This is a genomic window from Amycolatopsis sp. lyj-90 (assembly GCF_046549035.1).
GTDB lineage: Bacteria > Actinomycetota > Actinomycetes > Mycobacteriales > Pseudonocardiaceae > Amycolatopsis.
This window is the reverse complement of the sequence record NZ_JAJPWP010000006.1, coordinates 261,459-286,106: the sequence shown is the minus strand read 5'-3', so window position 1 is coordinate 286,106 and position 24,648 is coordinate 261,459. Positions and strand designations below refer to the sequence as shown.

The window sequence follows — 24,648 nt, the reverse complement described above, 5'->3', positions numbered from 1 at the left end:
CGTCACGAGGCCGGTACGCGCCGGACCACACCCTCTTCGGCCGCCTCGGCGGTGGGAAGGCCCTCGGCCGGGTTGTCCGCGGCCCACTTGCCCGCGTCGGCGATGTCCTTGTTCAGCGCGACGATCAGCGCCTCCGACGACGGGTACGCCTGCTGCTCCCGCAGGTGGTGCCCCAGCCAGACGGTCAGCACCTCGCCGTAGAGGTTCCCGCCGAAGTCCAGCAGGTGCGCCTCGACGAGCCGGTAGCCGTCCGCGCCGTAGTACGTCGGCCGCCTGCCGACCGAGACCGCCGCCGCGATCCGGGTGCCGTCCGCGCGTTCGGCCCAGCCCGCCCACACTCCGTCGCCGACCTGGCCGTCCTGGTCGCGCAGCGCGATGTTGGCGGTCGGGAAGCCCAGTTCCCGCCCCCGCTGATCGCCCTTCTCCACCTGGCCACGGACCACGAAGTACTCCGCCGTCATGCCGCCCCCGTCCCTGCCGTCACGAAAGCCATGAATACCACGACCCGGAGCCGGGGTCGACAGCCGTCCACGCGGCGAGAGTGTCCACTGTGTACTCGGTCACGTCGTGACGAGCCGGTATCCCAGGTCCAGCTCGGTCCGGCCGAGCAGGCCGACGTGGTGCCGGTGCCAGTGCCCGTCGGCGAGGTCGGCGCGCAACCGGCCGACGGCCGCCGCGACGACGTTCTGGTCCAGCAGCGCCACCCCGGACATCCCCGCGCGCACGCGTTCGGACAGGTAGGCCTCCGGCCTGCGCCAATACGCGCCGAGGAATCCGTCGACGCAGTCCGACGGCACCGGCAGCGGAGCGGCGGACGGGGTCCCGCCCGCCGCGCTCAGCTCCTCGACGATCCTGTCGAGGCAGGCCAGCCGGCTCTCGTGCTCGGCGATCTCCGGCAGGTAGTCCCGCACCAGCCAGAACCGCGCGAACACCGCCTGGTCCCAGGTCACGATCACCTGGCGACGGGACACCCGCCGCAGTTCGGCCAGCCCGGCGGTCACGTCCGTCCAGTGGTGCACGGTGAGCACCGCCAGCGCGACGTCGAAGGCTCCGTCGCGGAAAGGGAGCCCTTCCGCACAAGCCTGGACGGCGGGGGCCGCGGTGACCGGACGCTGCCCGATCATCCGCGACGACGGTTCGACGGCGATCACGCCGCGGTCTTCCGGCTCGTAGGAACCGGCTCCCGCGCCGACGTTGACCACCGACCGCGCGTCGCCGAGCGCGGCGGTCACGGCGGCCGCGATCCGGGGGTCCGGACGTCTCGATCGCGCGTAATCCCGGCCGAGTTCGGCATACGGGTCCGAGATCAAGGGGCGCACCCGGCCGAGTCTAGCCAGAGCCGCTACCTGCGGGAACGAGGATTCAGTCTGTAGTGGTCAATAAAGTGTCAGAAAGAACGGGAGCCTCGTCCCGGTCCGGCGCGGTGGTCGTGATCAGCAGCCCGGCGGGCTCCCGCCAGACGCGGGTCCGCAGCGGTTCGCCGGGGAAGACGACGCCGGCGAACTTGGCCGCGAACGAGGCGACGCGCGAGGTGTCTCCGTCGAGGAACTCGTCGGTGACGGCCTTCGCGATGACGCCGTAGGTGCACAGGCCGTGCAGGATCGGCTTGCCGAACCCGGCCGCCGCGGCGAACGCGGGATCCGCGTGCAGCGGGTTGCGGTCCCCGCAAAGCCGGTAGAGGAGGGCCTGCTGCGGCAACGTCGGCGTGTCGATGACCGCGTCCGGTTCCCGTGACGGGAGTTCGACGCGATCGGACGGCCCGCGTTCGCCGCCGAAACCCCCTTCGCCACGGGCGAAGATGCTCGATCGCAGCGTCCACAGTGGAGTTCCGTCCGCGTCGGTGGCGACCGTCTCGTTCACGATCACCGCCGCCTTCCCCTTGTCGAAGACGTCGACGATCCGCGTCCTGGCCACGGCCTTGCCCGACGCCGGGATCGGCCGGTGCGCGATCACTTCCTGTTTGCCGTGCAGCACCTTCCCGAGGTCGACCTCGACGCCGGGGAACGAGACGGCGGGCGGCTCGAACACGCGCAGGTTCGCGGCCACGGTCGCGAACGTCGGCAGCACCCGGAGGCCGTCCTCGTAGGTGTAGCGCAGCTCCCGCGGGCTCGTCGGATCCGAGCCCGCGCCCAGCGCCAGGTGGTAGAGCTGCACGTCGGACGCGGTCCAGGCGAAACTCACCTCGCCGAGGTCGGCGCCGATCGCGACCGAAGGATCGATGGGCACGAAGAACTCCTACTCGTAGGTGACGGTGACCTCGTCGGTCAGCGGCAAGGACTGACAGGCCAGCACGATGCCTTCGGCGATGTCGTCGCCGTCGAGGACCTCGTTGTGCAGCATCTTCACCTCACCGGAGGTGACCCGGCAGGCGCACGCGCTGCACTGTCCCTCACGGCAGGAATACGGCGCGTCGAAACCCTTTTCCAGCAACAGGTCCAGCAGTTTCGTCCGGCGGGGCCACGCGAGCTTCCTGGTCTCGCCGTCGAGGGTGACCTCGACTCCCGCCGGGGTCTCGGCCTCTTCGACGACGACCGGTTCGGCCACCTCGAACGGGTTCCCGCCGAGGGACAGGAACCGCTCCAGATGGATCCGTTTGCGCGGCAGTCCGAGGTCCTTGAGCACCGCGCGCGCGGCGTCCATGAACGGACCCGGTCCGCAGATGAACGCCTCGTGCGCGGTGTACGGCGCGACCAGGGCGCGCAGGTGCGCCTCGGCCGGCAGACCTTGCAGGCTCTCCAGCCAGTGCATCACGACCAGCCGGTCCGCGTACCTCGCGGCGAGATCCGCCAGTTCCCGCGCGAAGATCACCGATCCTTCGTCGCGATTGGCGTAGAGCAGGACCACCTTGCCGGTTCCGTGTTCCAGCGCGGACTTCAGGATCGACATCACCGGCGTGATCCCGCTTCCGCCCGCGAGCAGCAGGAAGTCCTCGTCGAGCGACGCGGGGCTGAACACCCCGGCGGGCGGCAGGACCTGGACCTCTTGCCCGGCCCGGAGGTTGTCGCAGAGCCAGTTCGATCCGTAGCCGTCGGAGGTGCGCTTGACGGTGACCTGGACCCGGTTCTCGTGCGGCGCGCTGGAGAGCGAATAGCAGCGGGCCACCGACCCGGTCCGCTCGCTCGGCACGCGGACGGTGAGGAACTGCCCTGGGGTGTAAGCGAAAACGGAGGCGTGCTCGGCCGGGATCTCGAACACGATCGACGACGCGTCGGCCGTCTCGGCGATCACCTCGGCCACGGTCACGGTGACGGGGCCGCTCATTCGGGCACCTCCAGCAGGCCGTCCTTCAGCGCGGCGTCGATGCTGTCGCTGAGATTGCCGCAGGTGTCGAGCAACGCCGTCTGCGCGCCGGACGCCTTCTGCGCCGCGAACACCGGGCAGCTCCGTGACGCGTCGGTCGTCCACTGGATGCTGGTGTGCTGCATGCTGTTCTTCTTGACCAGCACACAGGTCCCGCACGAGCGGCAGTTCAGCGGCCGCAGCCCGGCGGTGAGGAACTCGACGGTCTCGGGCTTCACACCCCGGCCTCTTCCGCCTGCTGCCGCGCCAGGTTGTCGGCCACCTCCGCCGCCCAGACCTCGTTGGCGCGGCTGGTGTCCACTTCGAACTCGAACCGCCGGGTCATGTCCTCGGTGACGTCGGCCGCGTCCACATAGAACTGGTCGTACCAGCGGCGCAGCTGGTAGACCGGCCCGTCCTCCTCGCACAGCAACGGGTTGTCGATCCGCGTCTTGTTGCGCCAGATCTCCACGTCCTGCAGGAAACCGACGCCGATGCCCTTGGCGAACTTCCCGGCGATCTTGTCCGCGTGCTCGTCCGAGACGCCCTCGAACTTCTTCACGCTCACGCCCCACTGCAGCACGAACGAGTTCTCGGTGACCGGGTAGTGGCAGTTGATCAGCACGTTCTCGATCTCGAAACCCTGGTACGTGTTGAGCAGCGTGTTGATCATGTAGGACGGCCCGAAATACGACGCCTCGGACCGCAGCAGGTTCTCCTCGCCGCCGTAGTTGGACGCCATTCCCTTGTCCGGACGGCCTTTCGTGTTCAGGTACTGCGTGGCGACATGTCCCTCGAACACGTTCTTGAAGTAGGTCGGAAAGGCGTAGTGGATGTAGAAGAAGTGCGCCATGTCGACCATGTTGTCGATGATTTCGCGGCAGTTGGAGCCCTCGATCAGCACCGAATCCCAGGTCCAGTTGCTCCACTCGCCGTTGAACACGCCCTCGATGCGCGGGATGACGACGTCCTCGGGCGGCGGGTTGCCTTCCGGGTCGTGCCAGACGAACAGCTGCTTGTTCTCCTCCAGCACTTGCCACGTCTTCGTCCGCGCCCGCAGCGGAACCCGCTTGGCGTAGGGGATCGAGACGCATTTGCCGTTGCCGTTCCAGCGCCAGTCGTGGAACGGGCAGGCGATCTCGTCGCCCTTGACCTCGCCCTGGGTGAGGTCGCCGCCCATGTGGCGGCAGTACCCGTCGAGCACGTTCAGCTTGCCGGACGAGTCGGCGAAGACCACCAGTTTCGTCCCGAACGCCGTGATGGCGTGCGGCTTCCCGTCCCGGAACGGCTCGGCGAGGCCGAGACAGTGCCAGCCGCGCGCGAACCGCGAAGGGGGCGCGCCCGCGTCGATCTGCCGTACGGATTCCGTCGTCATCGGCTGCCTCCCGCTTTGGTGTGATCTTGCTGCGCGAGATGCTCGGCCGCAAGGTAGCCGAACACCATCGCCGGGCCGATCGTCGCGCCGGGGCCCGCGTAGGTGCGGCCCATCACCGCCGCGCTCGTGTTGCCGGCCGCGTAGAGCCCGTCGATCACCGACCCGTCCTCGCGCAGGACACGCGCGTGCGGGTCGGTCCTCAAACCGCCCTTGGTGCCCAGGTCGCCGGGCACGATCTTCACCGCGTAGTACGGCGCGACGTCCAGCGGGCCCAGGCTCGGATTGGGTTTGTTCCGCGGATCGCCGTAGTAGTGGTCGTACGCGCTGCGCCCGCGGTGGAAGTCCTCGTCCACGCCGCTTTTCGCGAAGCCGTTGAAGCGCCGCACGGTGGACTCCAGCGCGTCGGCCGGGACCTCGATCCGCTCGGCGAGTTTCGCGATCGTGCTCGCCTTGACCGCGATGCCCGCTTTGAACCAGCGGCCGGGGAGCGGCTGACGCGGGCCGAGGCCGGTGAACATGTACCGGTTGCGGTTGCGCTGGTCGAACACCAGCCAGGTCGGGAAGTTCCGGCCGGGCCCGTCGCCGTCGCCGTACATCGCGTGCACGGCCTCGACGTAGGGCGCCGACTCGTTGACGAAGCGCTCACCCCGCGCGTTGACCATCAGGCAGCCCGGCCGCGACCGCTCGGCGAGCGCGAACCATGGGCCGCCGGTCAGCGGGATGGACGGGCCCCACCAGGCGTCGTCCATCAGAGCGGTGGCCGCGCCGAGTTTGAGCCCGGCGCCGATGGCGTCGCCGGTGTTGGCTTCGGCGCCGACGGTCCAGTCCGTGCCGATGGGCGCCCGCTGGTACTTGGCCCGCATCTCCTCGTTGCGCTCGAACCCTCCGGCGCCGAGCACGACGCCGAGCCGGGCACGGATCAGTTTTTCCTCGCCTTCGTGGCGGACCACGACGCCGATCACGCGATCGCCTTCGACCTCGAGGTCCACCAGCGGCGTGTTCAGCCAGACCGGGACATCGGCCCGCCGCAGGCCCTCCCGCAAACCGGCCGCAAGCGCTTGCCCCATGGAGAGAAGCCGTTGACGGCGGATCCGGCCCAGCAGCCAGCGGCCACCGAGACCGAGGACGCGGAGGATCCCGCGCGGATGCCGGGCGAGCAGGCTCAGCCACCGGTAGTCCGCCTGGGTGATCGGGGCGCCCAGCGGGGGAGCGCTGTAGGGCGGCTCCAGATTCGCCAGCTCCGGACCGAGCAGGTTGCCGTCGAGCGCGGCCGGTTCGACCGACCGTCCGCCGGCGCGCCCGCCGGGGGCCTCCGGGTGGTAGTCCGAGTAACCGCGGACCCACCGGAAGCGCAGCGGCGTTTTGTCGCAGACGAAGGACAAGACCTCGGGGCCGCGGTCGAGAAAGGCCGACCGGAGTTCCGCCGGGACGACGTCGCCGACGATCGACTCGAGGTACTCGTGCGCCCGCTCCGGGGGTTCTTCGATCCCGGCCGCCCGCAGGGCGTGGTTGCCGGGGATCCAGACGCCGCCGCCGGACCGCGCGGTGGAGCCGCCGAAGTGGGCGGCCTTCTCCACGACCAGGACCTCGAGTCCCCGGTGGGCTGCGGACAGTGCGGCGGTCATCCCGGCGGCCCCACTGCCCGCCACGATCACGTCGTAGTCCATACGCCCCTCACCTGGAACACGTTGTAGGAAGCATGTAGCAGCATCCGCGCTGCTCCAGTCACCATAGACGAGAACGTGTTCTAGTTCTAGGGTGGGGTGATGGACTCCCTCATCGCGGATGTGGTGATCGTGGGCTTCGGGGCGGCGGGCGCCTGCGCGGCGATCGAAGCCGCCGACGCGGGCGCCCGGGTGCTCGTCGTGGAGCGGTTCTCCGGCGGTGGCGCGAGCGCCGTCAGCGGAGGTGTCGTCTACGCCGGTGGCGGGACGGCGCAACAGCGGGACGCGGGTGTCGACGACAGCGTCGACGCGATGTACGACTACCTGCGGCTCGAGGTCGGCGACGTCGTCTCCGAAGAGACCCTGCGGCGGTTCTGCGCGGGCAGTACGGAGATGGTGACCTGGCTGGAGGGCAACGGTGTCCCGTTCGAGGGGAGCCTGTGCCCGTACAAGACGTCCTACCCGAGCGACGCGCATTATCTGTACTACTCGGGCAGCGAGGCGGCGGGCGGCTTCCGTGACGCGGCGAAGCCGGCGCCGCGCGGGCATCGCGTCAAAGGTCCGGGGACCTCGGGGAAGCTGCTGATGAAACGCCTGGCCGAGGCCGTCCGGCGCCGCGGGATCCAGGTGCTGCCGCAGACCGCGGCGCGGAATCTGATCGTGGACGAGAACGGGACCGTGACCGGGGTCGTCGTGTCCACCCTGCGGGACGCGCCCGCGCGGGTCCGGGCGGCCCATCGGAAGCTGGCCGCGTACGCCGCCAAACCGGGGATCTACGTACCGTCGCTGCGGAAGTCGCTGCATCGGCGGGTGGAGCGGATCGAACGCCGATACGGCCGTGAGCTGCGTATTTCGGGCTCGCGCGGGGTCGTCCTCGCGGCGGGCGGGTTCATCGCGAACCGGGAGATGGTGCGTGAGCACGCGCCCGCGTATCGCGGCGGCCTCGCGCTGGGGACCTCCGCCGACGACGGGTCCGGGATCCGGATGGGCGTCGAAGCGGGCGGGGCCACCGCGGAACTGGGGCGGATCTCCGCCTGGCGGTTCATCACCCCGCCGTCCGCGTTCCTCGGCGGCCTGCTGGTCGGCAAGGAAGGCGGCCGGATCATCGACGAATCCCGGTACGGCGCCGCCGTCGGCGAACGCATGATCACCGAGCACGGCGGGCGGGGCTGGCTGTTGGTCGACGACGCCATCGTGCGCGACGTGCGTCGTGACGCGCGGAAGCAAAGCCAGTGGTTCCAAGGACTTCAAGTGCGCTACCTGCTGCGGCAACGGGTCGTCGCCGGTTCGCTCGAAGACGTCGCGCGCAAGGCGGGCGTCGACCCCGGCGGCCTGGTCGCCAGCGTCGAGGCCTCGCGCTCGGGCGCGGATCCGACCGGCAAACCCGCCGAGTTCGCGCGCCCGCTGGATCGGGCGCCGTACTCGCTGATCGACGTCTCGATCCGGCCCAATCTCGGCTATCCGTGCCCGATGCTGACGCTGGGCGGCCTGGTCGTCGACGAGGAGACCGGCGCCGTGCGGGGCTCCTCCGGCACCCCGATTCGCGGGCTGTACGCGGCAGGCCGGACCGCGGTGGGAATCTGTTCTAGGTCCTATGTGAGCGGTCTGTCGCTGGCCGACTGCGTGTTTTCCGGGCGGCGTGCTGGAGCACACAGTGCGCTCGACCGGGGATCGGTCGACAAAAACGAGAACGTGTTCTAGTCTTGGATCCGGTTCACGGAGTACGGCGAGAGAGGGAACGCATATGAGCGAGCACGCCGCGCAGGACGTGATCGCGGGGATCCGGGAGCTGCTGCCGGTCCTGCGGGAACGGGCGCAGGAGGCGGAGGACGCCCGGCGCGTTCCCGAGGAGTCCGTCAAGTCCCTGCAGGAGACCGGGTTCTTCAAACTGCTGCAGCCGAAGACGTTCGGCGGTCTCGAAGCCGACCCGGTGAGCTTCTACACCGCCGTCAAACTCGTCGCGAGCGCGTGCGGGTCCACGGGCTGGGTCGCCTCCATCCTCGGCGTCCACCCGTGGCACCTCGGCCTGTTCGAGGCGCAGGCGCAGCAGGACGTCTGGGGCGACGACCACGACGTCCGGATCTCCTCTTCCTACGCGCCGATGGGCAAGGCGGACGTCGTCGACGGCGGCTACCGGCTCAGCGGGCGCTGGAGTTTCTCCTCCGGCTGCGACCACGCGACCTGGGTGCTGCTGGGCGGGCCGGTGTTCAAGGACGGCAAACCCGTCGACTTCTGCACCTACCTGGTGCCGATCGGCGACTACGCGATCGAAGACGTCTGGGACACCGTGGGCCTGCGCGGCACCGGGTCCAACGACATCATCGTGAACGACGTCTTCGTCCCGAAGCACCGCGCGCTCAGCTTCATCGCGACGTCGAAGTGCAAGACGCCCGGCCAGGAGCTCAACCCCGGGCCGCTGTACAAGCTCCCGTACGGTTCGGTGCATCCGAGCACGATCACCGCGCCCATCATCGGGATGGCGCAGGGTGCCTACGACGCGCACGTCGAGTACCAGGGCAAGCGGGTGCGCGCGGCGTACGCGGGTGAACAGTCCAAAGAGGACTCGTTCGCCAAGGTGCGGATCGCCGAGGCGGCGAGCGAGATCGACGCGGCCTGGCTCCAGTTGACGCACAACATCGACGAGCTCTACCAGCTGGCGTGCAAGGGGGAGAAGTTGCCGTTCCCCACGCGGTTGCGGGTCCGGCGTGACCAGGTCCGCGGCACGGAACGCGCGATCTTCGCGATCGACAGGCTTTTCGAGAACTCCGGCGGTCGCGCCTTGCAGGCCGGAACCCCGATCCAGCGGTTCTGGCGCGACGCCCACGCCGGCCGCGTGCACGCGGCGAACGACGCCGAGCGCGCCTACGTCATGTTCGGAACCGGCGCCTTCGGGCTGCCCGTCGAGAATGCGATGGTCTGATGACCGAAGGCAAGTACGCCACCGTCCAAGGTGGACTGAAGCTGCACTACCACGAAGCGGGCGTGGAGCATCCGGAGACGGTGATCCTCCTGCACGGCGGCGGCCCCGGCGCGTCGGCGTGGAGCAACTTCGGCCGCAACCTGCCGGTGTTCGCCAAGAACTACCGCACACTGGCGATCGACCAGCCCGGGTTCGGCCGGTCGGACAAGCCGACCGAGCATCCACAGTACTTCCGCCACAGCGCGGACGCCGTCGTCGGGCTGATGGACGAACTCGGCATCGAGCGGGCGCATTTCGTGGGCAACTCGCTCGGCGGAGGGGCTTCCGTCCGGCTCGCGCTGAACCATCCGCAACGCGCCGGACGGCTGGTGCTGATGGGGCCGGGCGGGCTGAGCCTCAACCTGTTCGCGCCCGATCCCACCGAGGGCATCAAGAACCTGGGCCGGTTCAGCGCCCCTCCAGGGCCCAGCCGGGAAAAGCTCGAAGCCTTCCTGCGGATCATGGTGCACGACCAGTCCTTGATCACCGACGAACTGATCGACGAGCGGTTCGCCGCCGCGAGCGCGCCGGAGTCCCTCGCGGCGATGAAGGCGATGGGCAAGTCGTTCGCCCAGCCCGACACCTACGAGGAAGGCATGCTGTGGCGTGAGGCGCACCGCCTCCGTCAGCGTGTGCTGCTCATCTGGGGCCGCGAAGACCGGGTCAATCCGCTCGACGGCGCCCTGCTCGCGCTCAAGACGATCCCGCGGGCCCAGCTGCACGTGTTCGGCGGCTGTGGTCACTGGGCGCAGCTGGAGAAGTTCGACGAGTTCAACCGGCTGGCACTCGACTTCCTGGGAGCCTCCTGATGGGTATCCGTTCGCTCGCCTACCTCCGCATCGAAGCCACCGACATGGCCGCGTGGCGTGAATACGGGCTGAAAGTCCTCGGCATGGTCGAGGGCTCCGGGACGAACCCGGAAGCGCTTTACCTGCGCATGGACGACTTCCCGGCTCGGCTGGTCATCTTCCCCGGCGAGCACGACAGGCTCGCCGTGGCGGGCTGGGAGGTCGCCACCGCCGGGGAGCTCGACGAGATCCGGGACTCGCTCGACGCGAACTCCGTGCCCTACGAGGAGGGCACCCCGGATCAGCTCACCGATCGCCGCGTCGACGGCCTGGTGTCCTTCGAGGACCCTTCCGGCAACACGCTGGAAGTCTTCCACGGCGTGGCGTTGCAGCATCGGCGCGTGGTGAGCCCGTACGGGCACAAGTTCGTGACCGGCGAGCAGGGGCTCGGGCACGTCGTACTGTCCACACACGACGACGAAGCCGCGCTGCGGTTCTACCGCGACGTCCTCGGATTCCGGTTGCGGGACTCGATGAAACTGCCGCCGCAGATGGTCGGCAGGCCGGCCGACGGCGCGCCCGCGTGGCTGCGGTTCTTCGGCTGCAACCCGCGTCACCACAGTCTCGCGTTCCTGCCGATGCCGACTCCGAGCGGCATCGTGCACCTCATGGTCGAAGTGGAGAACACCGACGACGTCGGCCTCTGCCTCGACCGGGCCATCCGTCGGAAGGTGCCGATGTCGGCCACCCTCGGGCGGCACGTCAACGATCTGATGCTCTCGTTCTACATGAAGACCCCCGGCGGATTCGACGTCGAATACGGCTGCGAGGGAAGACAAGTGGACGACGAGAGCTGGATCGCCCGAGAGAGTACGGCGGTTTCCTTGTGGGGACACGACTTTTCAGTCGGCGCCCGGCCTCCGGGTCAGTCGTGACCCGGGTGACGGACGTCGATCCCGAGATCGCCGCGGAGATCGAGCCTGCCCGGTTCCGGTCGGTGCTCGGGCATTTCTGCACCGGCGTCGCCGTGGTGACCGGGCACGACGGCCGGGCGCCGGTGGGGTTCGCGTGCCAGTCGTTCGCGGCGCTTTCCCTGGATCCGCCACTGGTCTTGTTCTGTCCCGCCAAGACTTCCCGGACCTGGGCGGTGCTGGCCGAGTCCGGGCGGTTCGCGGTCAACGTCCTCGCCGAGCACCAGCAGGACGTCAGCGCGGTGTTCGGGTCGCGGGGCGCGGACAAGTTCGCGTCGGTCGACTGGACCCCCGCACCGTCCGGATCTCCTTTGCTGACAGGGGCTTTGACGTGGATCGACTGCACGCTCGAAGCCGTGCACGAAGCGGGAGACCACTACGTCGTCGTCGGCAGGGTCACCGCGCTCGGGGAACCGTCCGATGACCGGCCACTGCTGTTCCACCGCGGCCGGTACACGGTTACGGAACCGGTGACCGACGCGCTCGCCGCGCTCATGCCGTGGCCGCGTCCCGACGATTGGTTGTAAAACGTATAACTGGATAACCGTATAAACGAAAAAATGTAAAGCTGTCCTTTCCTGTTGCTTCCGCTTAGCGTTTTCACCGGAAGCTCACCAAGGAATGGGGACAGCAACGTGAACGGGAATTCTCGCAGACTGGCCGGAATCGGCCTGGCCGCCGCCGTCGTCACGGTCTTGGCCGGGGTGACGCCGGCGCAGGCCGCCGAGGGCTCGATCGTCGGCGCCGGTGCGGAAGGCGCCATCGCCGACAGCTACATCGTCGTGCTCAAGGACGGCTCCACCGTCGACAAGCCTTCGCTGGCTGGCAAGTTCGGCGGGGCCATCGGACGGCAGTACACGCAGGGCATCAGCGGCTTCTCGGTGGCGCTGGGCGAGCGGCAGGCCAAGCGCCTCGCGGCCGACCCGGCGGTCGCCTTCGTCGAGCAGAACAAGGTGGTGCGCGCCGAGGCGACGCAGACGAATCCGCCGTCCTGGGGGCTCGACCGCATCGATCAGCGCAATCTCCCGCTGGACAACAAGTACAATTACTCGACGACCGCGTCGAATGTGAACGTCTACGTTCTCGACACAGGTATTCGCGCCAGTCACACCGATTTCGGCGGCCGGGTGAAGCAGGGCTACGATTTCGTCGACAATGACACGAACGCGGACGACGGTTACGGTCACGGCACACACGTCGCGGGCACGATCGCCGGCGCGAAATACGGTGTCGCCAAGGGTGCTTCGCTGTACCCGGTGCGGGTCCTCGGTTCCGACGGCAGCGGCACGACCGCGGGTGTGATCTCGGGCGTCAACTGGATCACCCAGAACGCCAAGAAGCCCGCCGTGGCCAACGCCAGCCTCGGCGGCGGCGCGTCGACCGCACTGGACACCGCGGTGCGGAACTCCATCAAGGCGGGGATCACCTGGGCGGTCGCCGCGGGTAATTCGAACGTCAACGCCGCCAACACCTCGCCCGCCAGGGTGACCGAAGCGCTCACGGTCGCCGCGGCGGACCGCACCGACCGCCGCGCTTCCTTCTCCAACTACGGTTCCGTGATCGACCTGTTCGCGCCGGGCGTCTCGATCACCTCGGCCTGGAAGGACAACGACACCGCGACCTACACCGGTAACGGCACCTCGTTCGCCGCTCCGCACGTGGCCGGTGCCGCGGCGCTGTACCTGTCTTCGCACACCGGGGCCACCGCGGCCCAGGTGGCCCAGGCGCTGATCAGCGCCTCGACTCCGGGGCTGGTGACCAACCCCGGTAGCGGTAGCCCGAACCGCACGCTCTACGTCGGGTAGGTTCCCTCGGTGGTGGTGGCTCGGTCCCGGCGTTGCGCCGGGACCGAGCTTTTTCGTCCCCGTGGCCGGGGCGGGCCGAGCAGCGAACGCAAAGCCAACGGCGGCAGGGCCAGAAGTTCTTCCAGTTCGGCGAGTGCCCGGAGGGATTCCGGGCGTTCCGGTCTGCGTCTGCCGGACTGCCAATGGCTCAGCGTCGGCACACTGATGGAGACGCCGCGGAGCTCCAGGCGGTGACGGATCCGGTCCAGCGGGAGCCCGCTGGCCGTGATCGCCGCGCGCAGGGCCGGCGGGAACGGTTCTGGATGCAGGGTGGCGCCGGGGAAGATCTGCGGGGGCGTCATGCACTGAAAGTAAGAAGCCGTATCTGGAGTGTCAACGGCGCCCGGCGGTCGTCTCAGCCGGTGAACCCTCCGAAAGTCGGATCGGCTCACCCGCTTCGTGCAGACTGCGCAACGCGAGCCGGTACGACTCGATCAGCCCCGTCTCGTGATACGGGACGCCGATTTCCGCGCAGTATCCTTGGACGATGGGCCGGGCGCGGCGAAGGTGCGGCGACGGCATACTCGGGAACAGATGGTGCTCGATCTGGTAGTTGAGCCCGCCGAGCGCGACGTCGACCACCCTGCCGCCGCGGACGTTGCGCGACGTGAGCACCTGCTTGCGAAGGAAGTCGAGTTCGGTGTCACCGGACAGGATCGGCATCCCCTTGTGGTTGGGCGCGAAGATCGATCCCATGTAGACACCCCACAGTGCTTTGTGGACGATGAAGAAGACGAGTGCCTTGCCGGGGGAGAGGACGACGAGCAGCGCGCTGAAGTAGAGCGCGAAATGCGCCAGCAGCAAGGCCGCTTCGATCCCGCGCCGCCGGATGCCCGGCTTCGACACCGCGCGGATACCGGAGAAGTGCAGGTTCAGGCCCTCGAGAGTGAGCAGCGGGAAGAACAGGAAAGCCTGGTAGCGGCCGATGAACCGCGGAAGTCCCTTGCTGGCCCTAGCTTGGTCCTTCGACCACACGAGGATGTCCGGATCGACGTCGGGGTCGAGGTCCTCGTGGTTCGGGTTCGCGTGGTGACGGGTGTGCTTGTCCATCCACCAGCCGTAACTCATGCCGACACCGAGATTCCCGGCGATCCGGCCGGCGATCTCACTCGGACGGCGGGTCCGGAACACCTGGCGGTGCGCGAGATCGTGCGACAGCAAGGCGATCTGGCCGAACATCACCGCCTGGAAGACGGCGATCCCCAGCTGCCACCAGGAGTCCCCGATCGCGAAGAAGGCGACCCAGCCGGCGACGAAGAGGGTGGCGACCAGGCCGATGCGGAAGACGTAGTAGCCGGGACGGCGGTCGAGGAGGCCCGCTTCGCTGACGCGGCGGGACAGGCGGGCGAAATCGCTGCCTGTGCGGAGGTTTGCGGTCACCGTTGTGAGTCTGGCCGAGAGTGGGGGCTGGGTGAATGTGGTGGGCCGGTGGGTCGGTGCGGGGGTTGGCCCTACCTTGGCGCGGTGTGGGCTCCTGTGGTTCACGGAGCTTGACCTTGACCGCGCTGGAGGTTCTACCGTCAACCGCATGACCCGCACGGAAGCACCCGGAGAGGACACGACATGACGACTCGGCAGATGTCCGACGTCGAGCTGGCCGGGCAGCCGGCCGCGTATTGGACCGGTGTCGCTTACGAAGCGCTCATCGCGTTCACCCGGGCTCGGCAGGCCGAAAAGGGCTATACCCAGCCCCAGTTCTGGCTGCTGCGCAATCTGTCGGCGAACGACATCTCATCCGACGGCCGGGGAATGACCTTGACCGAACTGCGAGAGGCGATGGTCTCCTATATTCGCCCCGAGGACGATCTGGCAGTGGAGGCCGAAGCGCTCCTGGAGCGTGGCTGGCTGACCTCGGACACCGAGAACCGGCTATGGCTCACCGAGGAGGGGGAGCAGGCCCGCGTCGATCTCGCGCGTAACGCTCCCGCTATCCGTGCCGCCCTTCATGAAGGTATCGAGGATGCGGACTATGTCACGACGGTGAAGGTGCTTCAACGGCTGATCCGCAATGCGGGTGGGGCGGGCTCGCTCCGTCTGGGTTCGTGACGGACATCGTTATGCCGCAGGCATTCTCACTCGTAGAGCCACGGGCTCAGATGGTCAGTGCACCGGCTGGGATAATGATCGTTCTGGGTAGCGAAGGGGTGTTCCGTGTCGCGTGGTGTTCCGTTGCGGTCGGTGGAGCGTGAATTGATCGCGTTCGGGTTGAGGTAGGGGAAGTCGTTTCGGGAGATCGGGGCCTGGATTGGACGGGATCATTCGGTGGTGTCCCGCGAGGTTGACCGCAACGGTGGACGGGAGGTGTATTCGCCGTTGGTTGCGCAGCGCCGGGCTGATCGACTACGGAAGCGTCCAAAGGAACGCAAGGTGCTGAAATCGCCGTTTCTGACTCGCGTGGTGCATGAGGGGTTGCGGAAAAAGTGGTCACCGATGCAGATCGCGTACAGGTTGCGGCTCGACCATCCGATGGATCATTCTCGCTGGGGGTCACATGAAGCGATTTACCAGGCGTTGTTCGTGCAGGCGAAGGGGACGTTGCGGGCAGAGGTGGCCGAGGCCGAGGACCGTGCCGTGCCGGGCTTCTGGGAAGGCGATCTGATCGTCGGCGCGAACAATCAATCGCAGATCGCGACCTTGGTCGAACGGCGCACTCGATTCGTCATGCTGGTGCGTATTCCTCAGGATCGCACGGCCGAGAACGTTGCCCCGCGGCTGGTCGCCAAGATGAACATTTTGCCTGACGTTTCAAGAACATCGTCACCTGGGATCAGGGTGGCGAGATGGGCGGCCACAGGAAGTTCGCCATGGCCACCGGCATGCCGGTGTATTTTTGTGATCCGCGCGCGCCCTGGCAACGCGGCAGCAACGAGAACACCAATGGGTTGCTGCGCCAGTACCTTCCCAAAGGAACCGACCTATCCGGATATTCACAGGACGAACTCGATGCCATCGCAGACGAACTCAACGACCGGCCGCGACAGACACTGGGTTGGCTTAAGCCGATCGAAGCGTTCAGCAAAGTGTGTTGCTAGACTAGAGGTGGCGCACTCACCAGTTGAAACCACCGCCCTCATTCGTGGCAATCGAACGCACGTTCGAGTATGATCATGGACATGACCACTACCCTTGTTTTCAACCCGAAAGCCGCTCGCCTTCTCGATTCCGCCTACGACGAAGAAGTCTCGCTTCGTCGGACGCAGGGTCGTCAGGTGCGGTTCATAGCGGAGTTCGCCGCTGCGGGTGGTTCGCGAAGATCGGTGACCGAGGAGGTCGCCCTGTGCTTCTCGGTCTCTCGCAATCAAGCCTCCCTGCTGGTCGAAACGTCCTGCTCTCTCGTGGCGCGCTTGCCGAACACGTTGGCGGCGCTGGAGAAAGGTGACATCGATCTGTACAAGGCGTCGAAGGTCAGTCAGTTGACCCGCGAAGTCTCGGACGAGATCGCCGCGCAGGTGGACGCGTTCATGGCCAACCGGCTCGCCGGGCGTGACCCCGGGGCGATCCGCAAATCGGTGAACGGCGCCGTGCAGAAGTTCGACCGGGCGGGCTATAAGGAACGGGCGGAAAAGAAACGCGCGCGACGACATGTCTCGCTGGACCACGAAGACGAGACCATGTCGACTCTCTCCGCTCTTCTGCCTTCCGAGGTGGCGAGTTCGATTTACGCGTCGATGAGCCGCGCCGCGCAGGCGCGCCGGGCGCGGGACAAGTCCCGGACCCTGGATCAGCATCGCGCGGACGTGTTCGCCGAGCGGCTTCTGGCCGAGGACGGGCACGGAAAGCCTCGCGCGCACATCCATGTCTACGTCGACTTCTTGACCCTGGCGGGCGCTCGCGAGGATCCCGCGACCCTGGCCGGTTACGGGCCCATCCCCGACTGGCTCGTGCGGGAGATCGCCTCCGATCCCGGCTCGACCTGGTCACGGCTGATCACCGACCCCGCCACCGGGCAACTCCTGGAGGCCGGTGCCGACAAGTACCGGTCACCGGCCTCGCTGGCCCGGTTGATCAAGGCGCGGGACCGGGAATGCACGCATCCCGGCTGCCACCGTCCGGCGGAGTTCTCCGAGATCGACCACATCATTCCCCGGGCGCGGAACGGCAGGACCGATCACCACAACTGCCGCGGAGCGTGCAAGATCCACAATCTCCTCAAGGAAGAACCCGGCTGGTCCGCGACGCCCACCGGCGACGGCGGCATGACCATCACCACCCCGTCCGGGCGCACCTACGACGCGACACCGGAACCACTCCACGACCCACGCCCCGAGCAGGAGGACGACACCCCGCCCTTCTGAGCGAGACGAACGTCCTCACAGCCGCCAGGAGGCGCGATGCCGGGCGGCTTGGAACCCGTGCGCCGGTGCGGGTCGTGAGCGGTGTGGACAGTTTCGCTCGCCGTGCCACCCGCCTGCCGGACCCCGCGTGATCATGGGCGGATCCCGCGAGAACCGAGTCCCGCCGCGGCCTGCACGCCTCCAGAACGCGCCAGGTCCCGATCCGCCGCCATACCCCGACGAAACCGCCCTCAACGGCCGCCCACCCATCACCCGCGTTCCCAACCTCTCAGATCACGACACCCAGTCGAGGACGCAGACTCTCCGGCCTACGCCCCGGCCACCGCCGCCCGCGCCGCATCGAAGGGCGCCCGGTCGAACACGATCCGCAGCTCCACGATCTTCCCCTCCCGCACGGTCACCAGCTCGGCCCCGGGCGCACTCGCCACCGGCAGCGTCGCGGTGTCGTACATCAGCAGCGCCGTCGTCTCGTCCCCGAACGCCGAAAGCAGGGTCGACCCGGTCAGGATCTCGGTGAACGGGCCCATGAACCCGCGAAACGCTTCCGCGCCGGTCAGTGGCCCGGCGGGCGTGTGGCAGACGATGTCGTCGGCGATGTAGGTCATCGCCTTCTCGAAGTCTTTCTCCAAGGCACTGCCGGTCCACGCCCGGTGGTAGGAGAGCGCGACGTCCAAAGCCGGACTGGTCATGATGGTTCCTCTCGTCGACCTTCACCCCGTCAGACACCACCCCCACCCGAAACGGAACGGTGCGCCGCGAAAAAGGTCGTGACAGGATCGCGCCCGTGAGGACAACGGACGACCAGGCGTTTCGCGAGCTCACCGACACCTATCGGCACGAGCTACACCTGCACTGTTACCGGATCCTCGGCTCTCTCACCGACGCCGAGGACGCGGTTCAGGAGACGCTGCTCGCCGCCTGGCGCGGCCTCGACGGGTTCGAGGGCCGTTCGTCGCTCCGCACCTGGCTGTACCGCATCGCCACCAACCGCTGTCTCAACGCCCTGCGGGACACGGGCCGCCGCCGTCTCCCTGAACCGGTGCCCCCGTTCGACCCGCCGGAGCCCAGCCGCCGCGGTGAGATGACCTGGCTGCAGCCGTACCCGGACGAACTCCTCGAGCGCGTCGCCGACAGCGAGCCCGGCCCCGAAGCGCGCTACAGCGCGAGGGAGGCGATCGAACTGGCCTTCGTCACCGGCCTCCAGCTCCTCCCGCCGAGACAGGCAGCCGCCCTCGTCCTGCGGGACGTCCTGTGTTTCCCCGCAGGCGAGGTCGCGAGCATGCTCGGCACCACCGAAACCGCGGTCAAGGGCATCCTCCAGCGCGCCCGTGCCTCAGTCGACAAGCATCGTGACGGCGCCGGGCACCGGCCGTCACCCCAGGAGCGCGAGCTGACCAGGCGGTTCGCCGACGCCTTCACCGCGGGCGATCTCGACGGCGTCCTCGGCCTGCTCACCGACGACGCGTGGCTCGCCATGCCGCCGGCGCCGCACGAGTACCACGGCCTCGACGCGATCGCCGGCTTCCTCCGCGTCACCATGGCCGTGCCGGTCCCGGAAGGCTTCACGATGACGCCGACCCGGGCGAACAACCAGCCTGCCTTCGATTGCCGACACGGAGACACACCGGCCGGGTTGATGGTCCTCACCCTCGACGGCGACCGCATTCGCGCCGTCACCCGGTTCCTGGCTCAGAAGTAGCTCGCCAAACGACCGCAGAGCGCCTCGATGTCCATGACCGGCGCACCCGTCCACGAGGGACTGTCCATCCACCCGATTTCAGTGGGCGTTCCCCGATGCCGCGCGAAAACGTGCTGATGGAAGTGAGCGACACTCCGTCCGGCGATGGCGGAGAACACGTGCTCCGGAGCCAGTTCCGCCCGCAGGCCGCGAGCCGCGCACCAGGCCGCCCGCGAGACCGCTGAGACCTCTTCCGAAGTCAGTTCGTCCAGTGCGGCCACGTGCCGCCGAGTCTCCACGAACAGATACCCGGGGAACCCACCCGGGCGATGTGAAACGACGAGTACGTCGTCCGCCCAGACGACCGGCCCCACGAGAGGCCCCTCGCCCCGGTGTTTGGCGCAGATCGCACAGTCCACCGGCTCACGATAACGGCGGCCGCACCCGCCCGAGGTGATCGCCGGGCGAACCGAAAAGGTGCGCCGCGCCGTGCGCCCGTTTGAAGTAGCGGTGCGCCGGATGCTCCCAGGTGATCGCGATCCCGCCGTGCAGCTGGATCATCTCGCCGGCCACCGTCGCCAGCGCCTCCGAGCAATGCACCTTCGCGACCGCGGCGAGCCTGCTCGACTCCGGAGCCGCGTAGGCCGCCGAACGCGCGGTCTCCACGAGGACGTGAAGGTCCGCCATCCGATGCTTCAACGCCTGGAACCCGCCGATCGGCCTGCCGAACTGGTGCCGCTGCTTGCTGTACTCCACTGTCAGCTCGAACGCCCGCGACGCGGCCCCGGCCTGTTCGGCGGCGAGCACCGCGCACGCGACGTCCCGGAGCGCGCCGACGTCGACCGGTCCGATCAGCCGGGCAGGGGTGCGGTCGAAGGTCACGCGAGCGAGCCGCCGGGACTCGTCCATCGCGGCGGTCCGCACCCGAGGGGCGTCGGTGACCTCGTACAGCGAGTCTCCTGCGAGCGCCAGCAGAATCTCGGCCTCGTCGCCATGGAGGACGTAGTGGGCCTCGCCGTCCACAGTGATTCCAGAAGCAGTGGTTCCAAAAGCAGTGCACGCCGCGGTGTCCCAACGGCCATCGGCATCCGTCCAGGCCACGGCTCCGACGACACCTTCGGCGAGGCGGGGGAGCAGGCGCTCACAAGTGTCGTCATCGCCGGTGGCGAGCAGCGCGTGCACGGCGAGCACGGCCGAACCGAGGAACGGGACGTCCGCGAGGACCCGGCCCAGTTCCTCGGCGACCACCTGCAGTTCCGCCGTCCCGGCACCGAGGCCGCCGAACCGCTCGGGAACGGCCAGCGCCGCCACACCGATCTGTTCGCACAGCTCCGGCCAGGGATCAGCCTCCCGGTCCAGCAGTTTCCGGACGCTGTCGCGCAGCGCGTCCTGTTCGGCGGTGAACGTCATGACAGCACCCGCTCCCGGTGGAACCGCGGTGTTCCCCAGGCGCCGACCAGCGCGCGGACCCTGGTCAGCCGCAGGCCGAGCGCGTGTTCGGCGGTGTAGCCGATCGCGCCGTGCACCTGCAGGCCGGTCCTGGCGGCGAGGTGCGCGGCGTCCCCGCACGCCACCTTGGCCGCGGAGACGTCTCGCCGGTCCAGGGTGACGGCTGCGCCGTAGAGCAGCGGTTCGGCCAGCGCGAGCCCGGTCGCGACGTCGGCGAGCAGGTGTTTGACCGCCTGGTACCCGCCGATCTCCCGCCCGTACTGCTTGCGTTGTGCGGCATACGCGACCGCCGTGTCGAGCAGCCACCGTCCGGCGCCGAGGAGGTGCGCGGCGGTGGCGAGGCAGCCCAGTTCGAACGCGCGGTCCGCGTCGAGCGCCGTGCCGAGGTCGTCCCCCGCCACCGGCGGGAACAGTCGCCGTGAACCGTCCACAGAGGACAAGAGTGCGCCGGGGGTGAACGCGCGCAGCCTGCCGGCCCCGACCGCGAGACGGGCGTCGGCGACGTCGGAGTCCAAGGCGTACGGCACGTGGGGCGCGAACGCCACCGACGCCAGCGTCTCGCCGGACGCGACCGAGGTCAACAGCTCGTCGTCCAGCAAGGATGGCAGTACGGCCACGGTGTCGGTCCACGGGCCCGGGACGCAGTGGTACCCGAGCCGTTCGAAGCCGACGACCAGATCGACCGGGGTGGCGCCGAGCCCGTCGTACCGTTCGGGGACCGCCAGCGCGGTCACCCCGAGGTCCGCCAGCCGTCGCCAGATCTTGAGACCGGGGCCGGGATCACCCGCCGCCCAGGACCGGTTGGCCGTGTCGGTGTCCAAACCGGAGAGAAGATCGTGCAGGCTGCGGGAGAACTGTTCTTGCTCACCGGAGAGCGCGAACCTCATCGAGCCCCCTTCGGCAGGCCGAGCAGTCGTTCGGCGACGATGGACCGCTGGATCTGGTCGGTCCCGCCGTAGATCGGGCCCGCCAGCGAGAACAGCCATCCGTCGCTCCACCGGCCGCGCAGTTCGGCGTCCGGGCCGAGGACGTCGAGCGCGGTTTCGTGCAGCGCGACGTCGAGGTGGGACCAGAACAGCTTGTTGACACTCGATTCCGGCCCGAGCTCCGCTCCGTCCGCGAGGCGGGTGACCGTGCCGAGCGTGTACAGCTGGTAGGCCCGCGCGCCGATCCACGCGTCGGCGACCCTGTCGGCGGTATGCGCGGGGCGTCCGGCGTCGTGCCAGAGCGAGACCAGCCTGTCGGCCGCGGTGAGGAACCGGCCGGGACTGCGCAGGGACAGACCGCGTTCGTTGTTCGCCGTCGTCATCGCGACCCGCCAGCCCTCGCCCGGCGTGCCGATCACGTCCTCGTCGGGGACGAAGACGTCGTCGAAGAAGATCTCCGCGAACCCCGGCTCGCCGTCCAGCTGGGGGATCGGCCGGACGGTGACCCCCTCGGCCCGAAGATCCACCATCAGATACGTGAGGCCCTTGTGCCGCGCCGAATCCGGATCGCTGCGGAACAGGCCGAAAGCCCGGTCGGCGAACGTCGCGCGGGAACTCCACGTCTTCTGCCCACTGACCCGCCATCCGCCGTCGCAGCGGGTCGCGGTGCTCCGGAGCGCGGCGATGTCACTGCCCGCTTCGGGTTCCGACCAAGCCTGCGCCCAGACCTCCTCCGAGCGCGCCATCTTCGGCAGGATGCGACTCTGTTGTTCCTCGGTGCCATGGGAGAACAGGGTGGGCGCGAGCATGAAGATGCCGTTCTGGTTGACCCTCAGCGGCGCGCCGGCCGCGTAGTACTCCTCCTCGAACAGCACCCACTCCAGGAGGCTCGCGTCCCGCCCGCCGTATTCGCGCGGCCAGGAGACGACCGACCATCGGGCGTCGGTCAGCTTCGCCTCCCACTCGCGGTGCTGGGCGAAGCCTTCGGCGGTATCGAACGACTTCAGTGGCTCGGCGGGGACGTTCGCGGCCAGCCAGGAGCGTGCTTCGTCGCGGAAGGCGAGCGTCCGCTCGTCCAGGTCGAGGTTCATCACGAACTCGCGTCCCGCATCGAGCGCGCGTCCTGCCCGCCCAAGGAATCGCCGCCGGACATTTCGGCGTTGTGCGCGTGCGCGAAATGATGCAGGCCGAACACGGAGTCCATTCCGGACCGCAGCCCCATCAGGTCCTCGGCCTGGTTGACGGCCTTCTTGGCGAGCGCGAGCCCCATTCGCGGCATCACCGCGATCTTCTCCGCCAGCGCCATCGTCTCGGTCTCGAGGTCGGCGCGGGGGACGACGCGGTTCAGCATGCCCCACTCCTTGGCCTGCTGCGCCGTGAAGCGCTCACCGGTGAACAGCACCTCCTTGGCCGCGCGCGGACCGAGGACCCAGGGATGCGCGAAGTACTCGACACCGGGAATCCCCATGCGTACCACGGGATCGGCGAAGAACGCGTCGTCGGAGGCGACGATCATGTCGCACACCCAGGCCAGCATGAGCGCGCCCGCGATGCACGCGCCCTGCACACTTGCGATGGTCGGCTTCGGGATCTCGCGCCACCGGCGGCACATACCGAGGTAGACCTCGGACTCGCGGGCGAACCGCTGATCACCGCCCTCGGCGCCGACGTGGTCCCACCACAGGACCGCCTTGCGCTCGAAGGAGACGTCCACGTCGCGTTCCGGGGTCCCGATGTCGTGCCCGGCGGAGAAATGCTTGCCCGCTCCGGCCAGCACGATCACCTTGACCCCGGGATCGTCGACGGCGCGGGTGAACGCGGCGTCGAGCGCGTAGGTCATCGCCGAGTTCTGCGCGTTCCGGTACTCCGGCCGGTTCATCGTGACGACGGCCACCGGCCCGCGTCGCTCGTACTCGACGGTCATCCGTTCTCCTCCCGCAACACGCGTTTCAGCACCTTCCCCGACAGGTTGCGCGGAAGTTCCGCCACGAAGTCGACAAATCGAGGAATCTTGTAGTTGGCCAATTCGCCCTCGCAATGCGCCAGGACGTCCTCTGTGGACAGTGCGGCGCCGGGCCGCGGGACGACGAACGCCTTGCCGACCTCGCCGAGCCGGTGGTCCGGCACGCCGACGACGGCGGACTCCGCGACACCGTCCAGCCTGCTGAGCACTTGTTCGATCTCGGCTGGATAGACGTTGAACCCGCCGCAGACGTACATGTCCTTGATCCGGTCGACGATCTTGAGATAGCCGCGTTCGTTCAGCACGCCGACGTCGCCGGTGTGCAACCAGCCGTCCGCGTCGACGGCCTTCGCGGTCGCTTCCGGGTCGTCGAGATAGCCGAGCATCACGTTCGGCCCGCGCAGCAGGACCTCGTCGTGCTCGCCGAGCTTCACTTCGAATCCCGCCGTCGCGCGGCCGGTGTAGTTCGCCACCAGCTTCGCGTCGTCGCCGGGACGGGACATCGTCGCGACCACGGCTTCGGTGAGCCCGTACGCGGTGAGCACGGTGTCGAAGCTCAGTTCCGTCTGCATCCGCTCGACGAGCGCGACCGGCACCGTGGCGGCACCGGTGACCGCGAGCCGGAGACTGGACAGGTCGTGGTTCGCGCGTTCCGGCGCGTCCAGCAGTACTTGATGGATCGTCGGCGCACCCGGCAGCACGGTGACGCGTTCGGTTTCGATGAGCCGCAGGGTTTCCCGGACGTCGAAGGTGCGCTGCGGCAGCATCGCCGCCCCTCGCAACACGGCGGCGACGATGCCCGCCTTGTACCCGAAGCTGTGGAAGAACGGGTTGATCACGAGGTACCGGTCCTGCTCGGTCAGGCCGCCGCAGTCCGCCCAGGCTTCGGCGACGCTCAACGCCTGCCGGTGGCTGCTCATCGCGCCCTTGCTGCGGCCGGTGGTCCCGGAGGTGAACAGGATGTCGCTGACGTCGTCTGGTTCGGCAGGGCTCACGAAGTCGCTGTCGTACCCGGCCAGCGCGTCCCACTCCGTGACGCCGTCGACCGGTTCTTCGGCGCCTTCGACGGGGATCCGCAGGACGGTGGCGGGGCGTTCGGCGCCGAGGGCGGCCAGGCGGTCGGTGCCGAGGAACGTGCCGGTGATCGCGAGCGCGGAAACCCGTGCGCGGCCGAGGATGTCGAGGGTCTCGCGGGCGGTGAAGCGGGTGTTGACCGGAACGAGCGTCGCGCCGGCGTGCAGCGCGCCGAGCCCGGCGACGACCCAGTGCCAGGTGTTGGGGGAGCAGATCGCGACCCGGTGGTGGCCCTCGAAGAACCGTGCCGCCTGCCGCACCCGCCGCGCGAGTTCGGCATAGGTGAGCCGGACTTCGCCGTCGACGAGGGCTTCTCGTCCGGCGAAGCGTTCCGCGGCCCTGTCGAGCGCCGCCGGGATGGTTCCTTCGACCATTGAAGTCTC

The 24,648-nt window shown here is 68.6% G+C and carries 26 protein-coding genes; 10 read left to right on the top strand and 16 right to left on the bottom strand.

The genetic code is table 11. The features are described from left to right. Positions 1-2: 2 nt before the first annotated feature. The 7 genes from ACLJPX_RS24605 to kstD form a co-directional block, all read right to left on the bottom strand. On the bottom strand, positions 3-461 hold the full coding sequence (locus tag ACLJPX_RS24605) for a riboflavin kinase (protein WP_410602146.1): 459 nt from the start codon (positions 459-461) through the stop codon (positions 3-5). A 99-nt stretch (positions 462-560) separates the two neighbouring features. After that, entirely contained in the window at positions 561-1,310 is a 750-nt protein-coding gene (locus tag ACLJPX_RS24600) for a class I SAM-dependent methyltransferase (protein WP_410602578.1), read from the bottom strand. 52 nt (positions 1,311-1,362) lie between these two features. Further along, a complete protein-coding gene (locus tag ACLJPX_RS24595) occupies positions 1,363-2,226 on the bottom strand; it encodes a MaoC/PaaZ C-terminal domain-containing protein (RefSeq protein ID WP_410602145.1) in 864 nt (287 codons plus the stop codon). Positions 2,227-2,235: 9 nt separating this feature from the next. Beyond that, complete coding sequence (locus tag ACLJPX_RS24590; RefSeq protein ID WP_410602144.1) at positions 2,236-3,261, bottom strand: 2Fe-2S iron-sulfur cluster-binding protein; 1,026 nt, start codon at positions 3,259-3,261, stop codon at positions 2,236-2,238. After that, positions 3,258-3,518 carry a hypothetical protein gene (locus ACLJPX_RS24585; protein ID WP_101606511.1) on the bottom strand — a complete coding sequence of 87 codons (261 nt, stop codon included), beginning with the start codon at positions 3,516-3,518 and terminating at the stop codon, positions 3,258-3,260. Before ACLJPX_RS24585 ends, ACLJPX_RS24590 begins: the two co-directional genes overlap by 4 nt. Next, on the bottom strand, positions 3,515-4,654 hold the full coding sequence (locus tag ACLJPX_RS24580) for a Rieske 2Fe-2S domain-containing protein (protein ID WP_101606512.1): 1,140 nt from the start codon (positions 4,652-4,654) through the stop codon (positions 3,515-3,517). The genes ACLJPX_RS24585 and ACLJPX_RS24580 overlap by 4 nt, the downstream gene beginning before the upstream one ends. Then, positions 4,651-6,321 carry a 3-oxosteroid 1-dehydrogenase gene (gene kstD, locus ACLJPX_RS24575; protein WP_410602143.1) on the bottom strand — a complete coding sequence of 557 codons (1,671 nt, stop codon included), beginning with the start codon at positions 6,319-6,321 and terminating at the stop codon, positions 4,651-4,653. Before kstD ends, ACLJPX_RS24580 begins: the two co-directional genes overlap by 4 nt. A gap of 99 nt (positions 6,322-6,420) precedes the next feature. Here kstD and ACLJPX_RS24570 point away from each other — a divergent pair, with 99 nt between their 5' ends. The 6 genes from ACLJPX_RS24570 (at position 6,421) to ACLJPX_RS24545 (ending at position 12,841) form a co-directional block, all read left to right on the top strand. Beyond that, on the top strand, positions 6,421-8,019 hold the full coding sequence (locus tag ACLJPX_RS24570) for an FAD-binding protein (RefSeq protein WP_410602142.1): 1,599 nt from the start codon (positions 6,421-6,423) through the stop codon (positions 8,017-8,019). 43 nt (positions 8,020-8,062) lie between these two features. Beyond that, positions 8,063-9,238 carry a 3-hydroxy-9,10-secoandrosta-1,3,5(10)-triene-9,17-dione monooxygenase oxygenase subunit gene (hsaA, locus tag ACLJPX_RS24565; RefSeq protein ID WP_410602141.1) on the top strand — a complete coding sequence of 392 codons (1,176 nt, stop codon included), beginning with the start codon at positions 8,063-8,065 and terminating at the stop codon, positions 9,236-9,238. Next, a complete protein-coding gene (hsaD, locus tag ACLJPX_RS24560; protein ID WP_410602140.1) occupies positions 9,238-10,086 on the top strand; it encodes a 4,5:9,10-diseco-3-hydroxy-5,9,17-trioxoandrosta-1(10),2-diene-4-oate hydrolase in 849 nt (282 codons plus the stop codon). The genes hsaA and hsaD overlap by 1 nt, the downstream gene beginning before the upstream one ends. Further along, a complete protein-coding gene (gene hsaC / locus ACLJPX_RS24555) occupies positions 10,086-11,000 on the top strand; it encodes an iron-dependent extradiol dioxygenase HsaC (protein ID WP_410602139.1) in 915 nt (304 codons plus the stop codon). The genes hsaD and hsaC overlap by 1 nt, the downstream gene beginning before the upstream one ends. Continuing rightward, positions 10,997-11,563, top strand: a complete 567-nt coding sequence (gene hsaB, locus ACLJPX_RS24550) for a 3-hydroxy-9,10-secoandrosta-1,3,5(10)-triene-9,17-dione monooxygenase reductase subunit (protein ID WP_410602138.1) — start codon at positions 10,997-10,999, stop codon at positions 11,561-11,563. Before hsaC ends, hsaB begins: the two co-directional genes overlap by 4 nt. Positions 11,564-11,707: 144 nt before the next feature. Beyond that, positions 11,708-12,841, top strand: coding sequence for a S8 family peptidase (locus tag ACLJPX_RS24545; RefSeq protein WP_410602576.1), 1,134 nt, complete (start codon positions 11,708-11,710; stop codon positions 12,839-12,841). Here the strand turns inward: ACLJPX_RS24545 and ACLJPX_RS24540 are convergent. Next, positions 12,829-13,182, bottom strand: a complete 354-nt coding sequence (locus ACLJPX_RS24540) for a transcriptional regulator (RefSeq protein WP_410602137.1) — start codon at positions 13,180-13,182, stop codon at positions 12,829-12,831. The genes ACLJPX_RS24545 and ACLJPX_RS24540 overlap by 13 nt on opposite strands. Before the next feature lie 31 nt (positions 13,183-13,213). Then, positions 13,214-14,260: a fatty acid desaturase family protein gene (locus ACLJPX_RS24535; protein WP_410602136.1), complete on the bottom strand. Its 1,047-nt coding sequence runs from the start codon at positions 14,258-14,260 to the stop codon at positions 13,214-13,216. Between the two features lie 183 nt (positions 14,261-14,443). Here ACLJPX_RS24535 and ACLJPX_RS24530 point away from each other — a divergent pair, with 183 nt between their 5' ends. The 3 genes from ACLJPX_RS24530 (at position 14,444) to ACLJPX_RS24520 (ending at position 17,175) form a co-directional block, all read left to right on the top strand. Beyond that, entirely contained in the window at positions 14,444-14,926 is a 483-nt protein-coding gene (locus ACLJPX_RS24530) for a MarR family transcriptional regulator (RefSeq protein WP_410602135.1), read from the top strand. A gap of 734 nt (positions 14,927-15,660) precedes the next feature. Next, a complete protein-coding gene (locus tag ACLJPX_RS24525) occupies positions 15,661-15,912 on the top strand; it encodes an IS30 family transposase (RefSeq protein WP_410602134.1) in 252 nt (83 codons plus the stop codon). Positions 15,913-15,993: 81 nt separating this feature from the next. Next, a complete protein-coding gene (locus ACLJPX_RS24520; RefSeq protein ID WP_410602133.1) occupies positions 15,994-17,175 on the top strand; it encodes a DUF222 domain-containing protein in 1,182 nt (393 codons plus the stop codon). A 308-nt stretch (positions 17,176-17,483) separates the two neighbouring features. On the opposite strand, the gene ACLJPX_RS24515 is transcribed toward ACLJPX_RS24520, so the two are convergent. Continuing rightward, complete coding sequence (locus ACLJPX_RS24515; RefSeq protein ID WP_410602131.1) at positions 17,484-17,864, bottom strand: nuclear transport factor 2 family protein; 381 nt, start codon at positions 17,862-17,864, stop codon at positions 17,484-17,486. A 59-nt stretch (positions 17,865-17,923) separates the two neighbouring features. On the opposite strand from ACLJPX_RS24515, the gene ACLJPX_RS24510 reads away from it, so the two are divergent. Next, positions 17,924-18,874: an RNA polymerase subunit sigma-70 gene (locus tag ACLJPX_RS24510; RefSeq protein ID WP_410602130.1), complete on the top strand. Its 951-nt coding sequence runs from the start codon at positions 17,924-17,926 to the stop codon at positions 18,872-18,874. Here ACLJPX_RS24510 and ACLJPX_RS24505 read toward each other — a convergent pair. From ACLJPX_RS24505 to ACLJPX_RS24480, 6 genes are read right to left on the bottom strand one after another with little or no spacing between them, the layout of a single operon-like run. Beyond that, entirely contained in the window at positions 18,865-19,272 is a 408-nt protein-coding gene (locus ACLJPX_RS24505; protein ID WP_410602129.1) for an HIT family protein, read from the bottom strand. The two genes, ACLJPX_RS24510 and ACLJPX_RS24505, sit on opposite strands and share 10 nt — an antisense overlap. A gap of 4 nt (positions 19,273-19,276) precedes the next feature. Continuing rightward, entirely contained in the window at positions 19,277-20,263 is a 987-nt protein-coding gene (locus ACLJPX_RS24500; RefSeq protein ID WP_410602128.1) for an acyl-CoA dehydrogenase family protein, read from the bottom strand. Continuing rightward, complete coding sequence (locus tag ACLJPX_RS24495) at positions 20,260-21,189, bottom strand: acyl-CoA dehydrogenase family protein (RefSeq protein ID WP_410602127.1); 930 nt, start codon at positions 21,187-21,189, stop codon at positions 20,260-20,262. The genes ACLJPX_RS24500 and ACLJPX_RS24495 overlap by 4 nt, the downstream gene beginning before the upstream one ends. Next, positions 21,186-22,319: an acyl-CoA dehydrogenase family protein gene (locus ACLJPX_RS24490; protein WP_410602126.1), complete on the bottom strand. Its 1,134-nt coding sequence runs from the start codon at positions 22,317-22,319 to the stop codon at positions 21,186-21,188. The genes ACLJPX_RS24495 and ACLJPX_RS24490 overlap by 4 nt, the downstream gene beginning before the upstream one ends. Continuing rightward, positions 22,319-23,152 (bottom strand): enoyl-CoA hydratase, encoded by an 834-nt coding sequence (locus tag ACLJPX_RS24485; RefSeq protein ID WP_410602125.1) that lies wholly within the window; start codon positions 23,150-23,152, stop codon positions 22,319-22,321. The genes ACLJPX_RS24490 and ACLJPX_RS24485 overlap by 1 nt, the downstream gene beginning before the upstream one ends. Beyond that, complete coding sequence (locus tag ACLJPX_RS24480) at positions 23,149-24,639, bottom strand: FadD3 family acyl-CoA ligase (RefSeq protein ID WP_410602124.1); 1,491 nt, start codon at positions 24,637-24,639, stop codon at positions 23,149-23,151. The genes ACLJPX_RS24485 and ACLJPX_RS24480 overlap by 4 nt, the downstream gene beginning before the upstream one ends. Positions 24,640-24,648: the final 9 nt, after the last annotated feature.

What these genes read in the sequence shown, in the direction of transcription:
- ACLJPX_RS24605 (WP_410602146.1), bottom strand. Translation starts at nt 461, where the DNA reads ATGACGGCGGAGTACTTCGTGGTCCGTGGCCAGGTGGAGAAGGGCGAT.
- ACLJPX_RS24590 (WP_410602144.1), bottom strand. Translation starts at nt 3,261, where the DNA reads ATGAGCGGCCCCGTCACCGTGACCGTGGCCGAGGTGATCGCCGAGACG.
- ACLJPX_RS24580 (WP_101606512.1), bottom strand. Translation starts at nt 4,654, where the DNA reads ATGACGACGGAATCCGTACGGCAGATCGACGCGGGCGCGCCCCCTTCG.
- kstD (WP_410602143.1), bottom strand. Translation starts at nt 6,321, where the DNA reads ATGGACTACGACGTGATCGTGGCGGGCAGTGGGGCCGCCGGGATGACC.
- ACLJPX_RS24570 (WP_410602142.1), top strand. Translation starts at nt 6,421, where the DNA reads ATGGACTCCCTCATCGCGGATGTGGTGATCGTGGGCTTCGGGGCGGCG.
- hsaA (WP_410602141.1), top strand. Translation starts at nt 8,063, where the DNA reads ATGAGCGAGCACGCCGCGCAGGACGTGATCGCGGGGATCCGGGAGCTG.
- hsaD (WP_410602140.1), top strand. Translation starts at nt 9,238, where the DNA reads ATGACCGAAGGCAAGTACGCCACCGTCCAAGGTGGACTGAAGCTGCAC.
- hsaC (WP_410602139.1), top strand. Translation starts at nt 10,086, where the DNA reads ATGGGTATCCGTTCGCTCGCCTACCTCCGCATCGAAGCCACCGACATG.
- ACLJPX_RS24540 (WP_410602137.1), bottom strand. Translation starts at nt 13,182, where the DNA reads ATGACGCCCCCGCAGATCTTCCCCGGCGCCACCCTGCATCCAGAACCG.
- ACLJPX_RS24530 (WP_410602135.1), top strand. Translation starts at nt 14,444, where the DNA reads ATGACGACTCGGCAGATGTCCGACGTCGAGCTGGCCGGGCAGCCGGCC.
- ACLJPX_RS24525 (WP_410602134.1), top strand. Translation starts at nt 15,661, where the DNA reads ATGGGCGGCCACAGGAAGTTCGCCATGGCCACCGGCATGCCGGTGTAT.
- ACLJPX_RS24520 (WP_410602133.1), top strand. Translation starts at nt 15,994, where the DNA reads ATGACCACTACCCTTGTTTTCAACCCGAAAGCCGCTCGCCTTCTCGAT.
- ACLJPX_RS24515 (WP_410602131.1), bottom strand. Translation starts at nt 17,864, where the DNA reads ATGACCAGTCCGGCTTTGGACGTCGCGCTCTCCTACCACCGGGCGTGG.
- ACLJPX_RS24500 (WP_410602128.1), bottom strand. Translation starts at nt 20,263, where the DNA reads ATGACGTTCACCGCCGAACAGGACGCGCTGCGCGACAGCGTCCGGAAA.
- ACLJPX_RS24495 (WP_410602127.1), bottom strand. Translation starts at nt 21,189, where the DNA reads ATGAGGTTCGCGCTCTCCGGTGAGCAAGAACAGTTCTCCCGCAGCCTG.
- ACLJPX_RS24490 (WP_410602126.1), bottom strand. Translation starts at nt 22,319, where the DNA reads ATGAACCTCGACCTGGACGAGCGGACGCTCGCCTTCCGCGACGAAGCA.
- ACLJPX_RS24485 (WP_410602125.1), bottom strand. Translation starts at nt 23,152, where the DNA reads ATGACCGTCGAGTACGAGCGACGCGGGCCGGTGGCCGTCGTCACGATG.
- ACLJPX_RS24480 (WP_410602124.1), bottom strand. Translation starts at nt 24,639, where the DNA reads ATGGTCGAAGGAACCATCCCGGCGGCGCTCGACAGGGCCGCGGAACGC.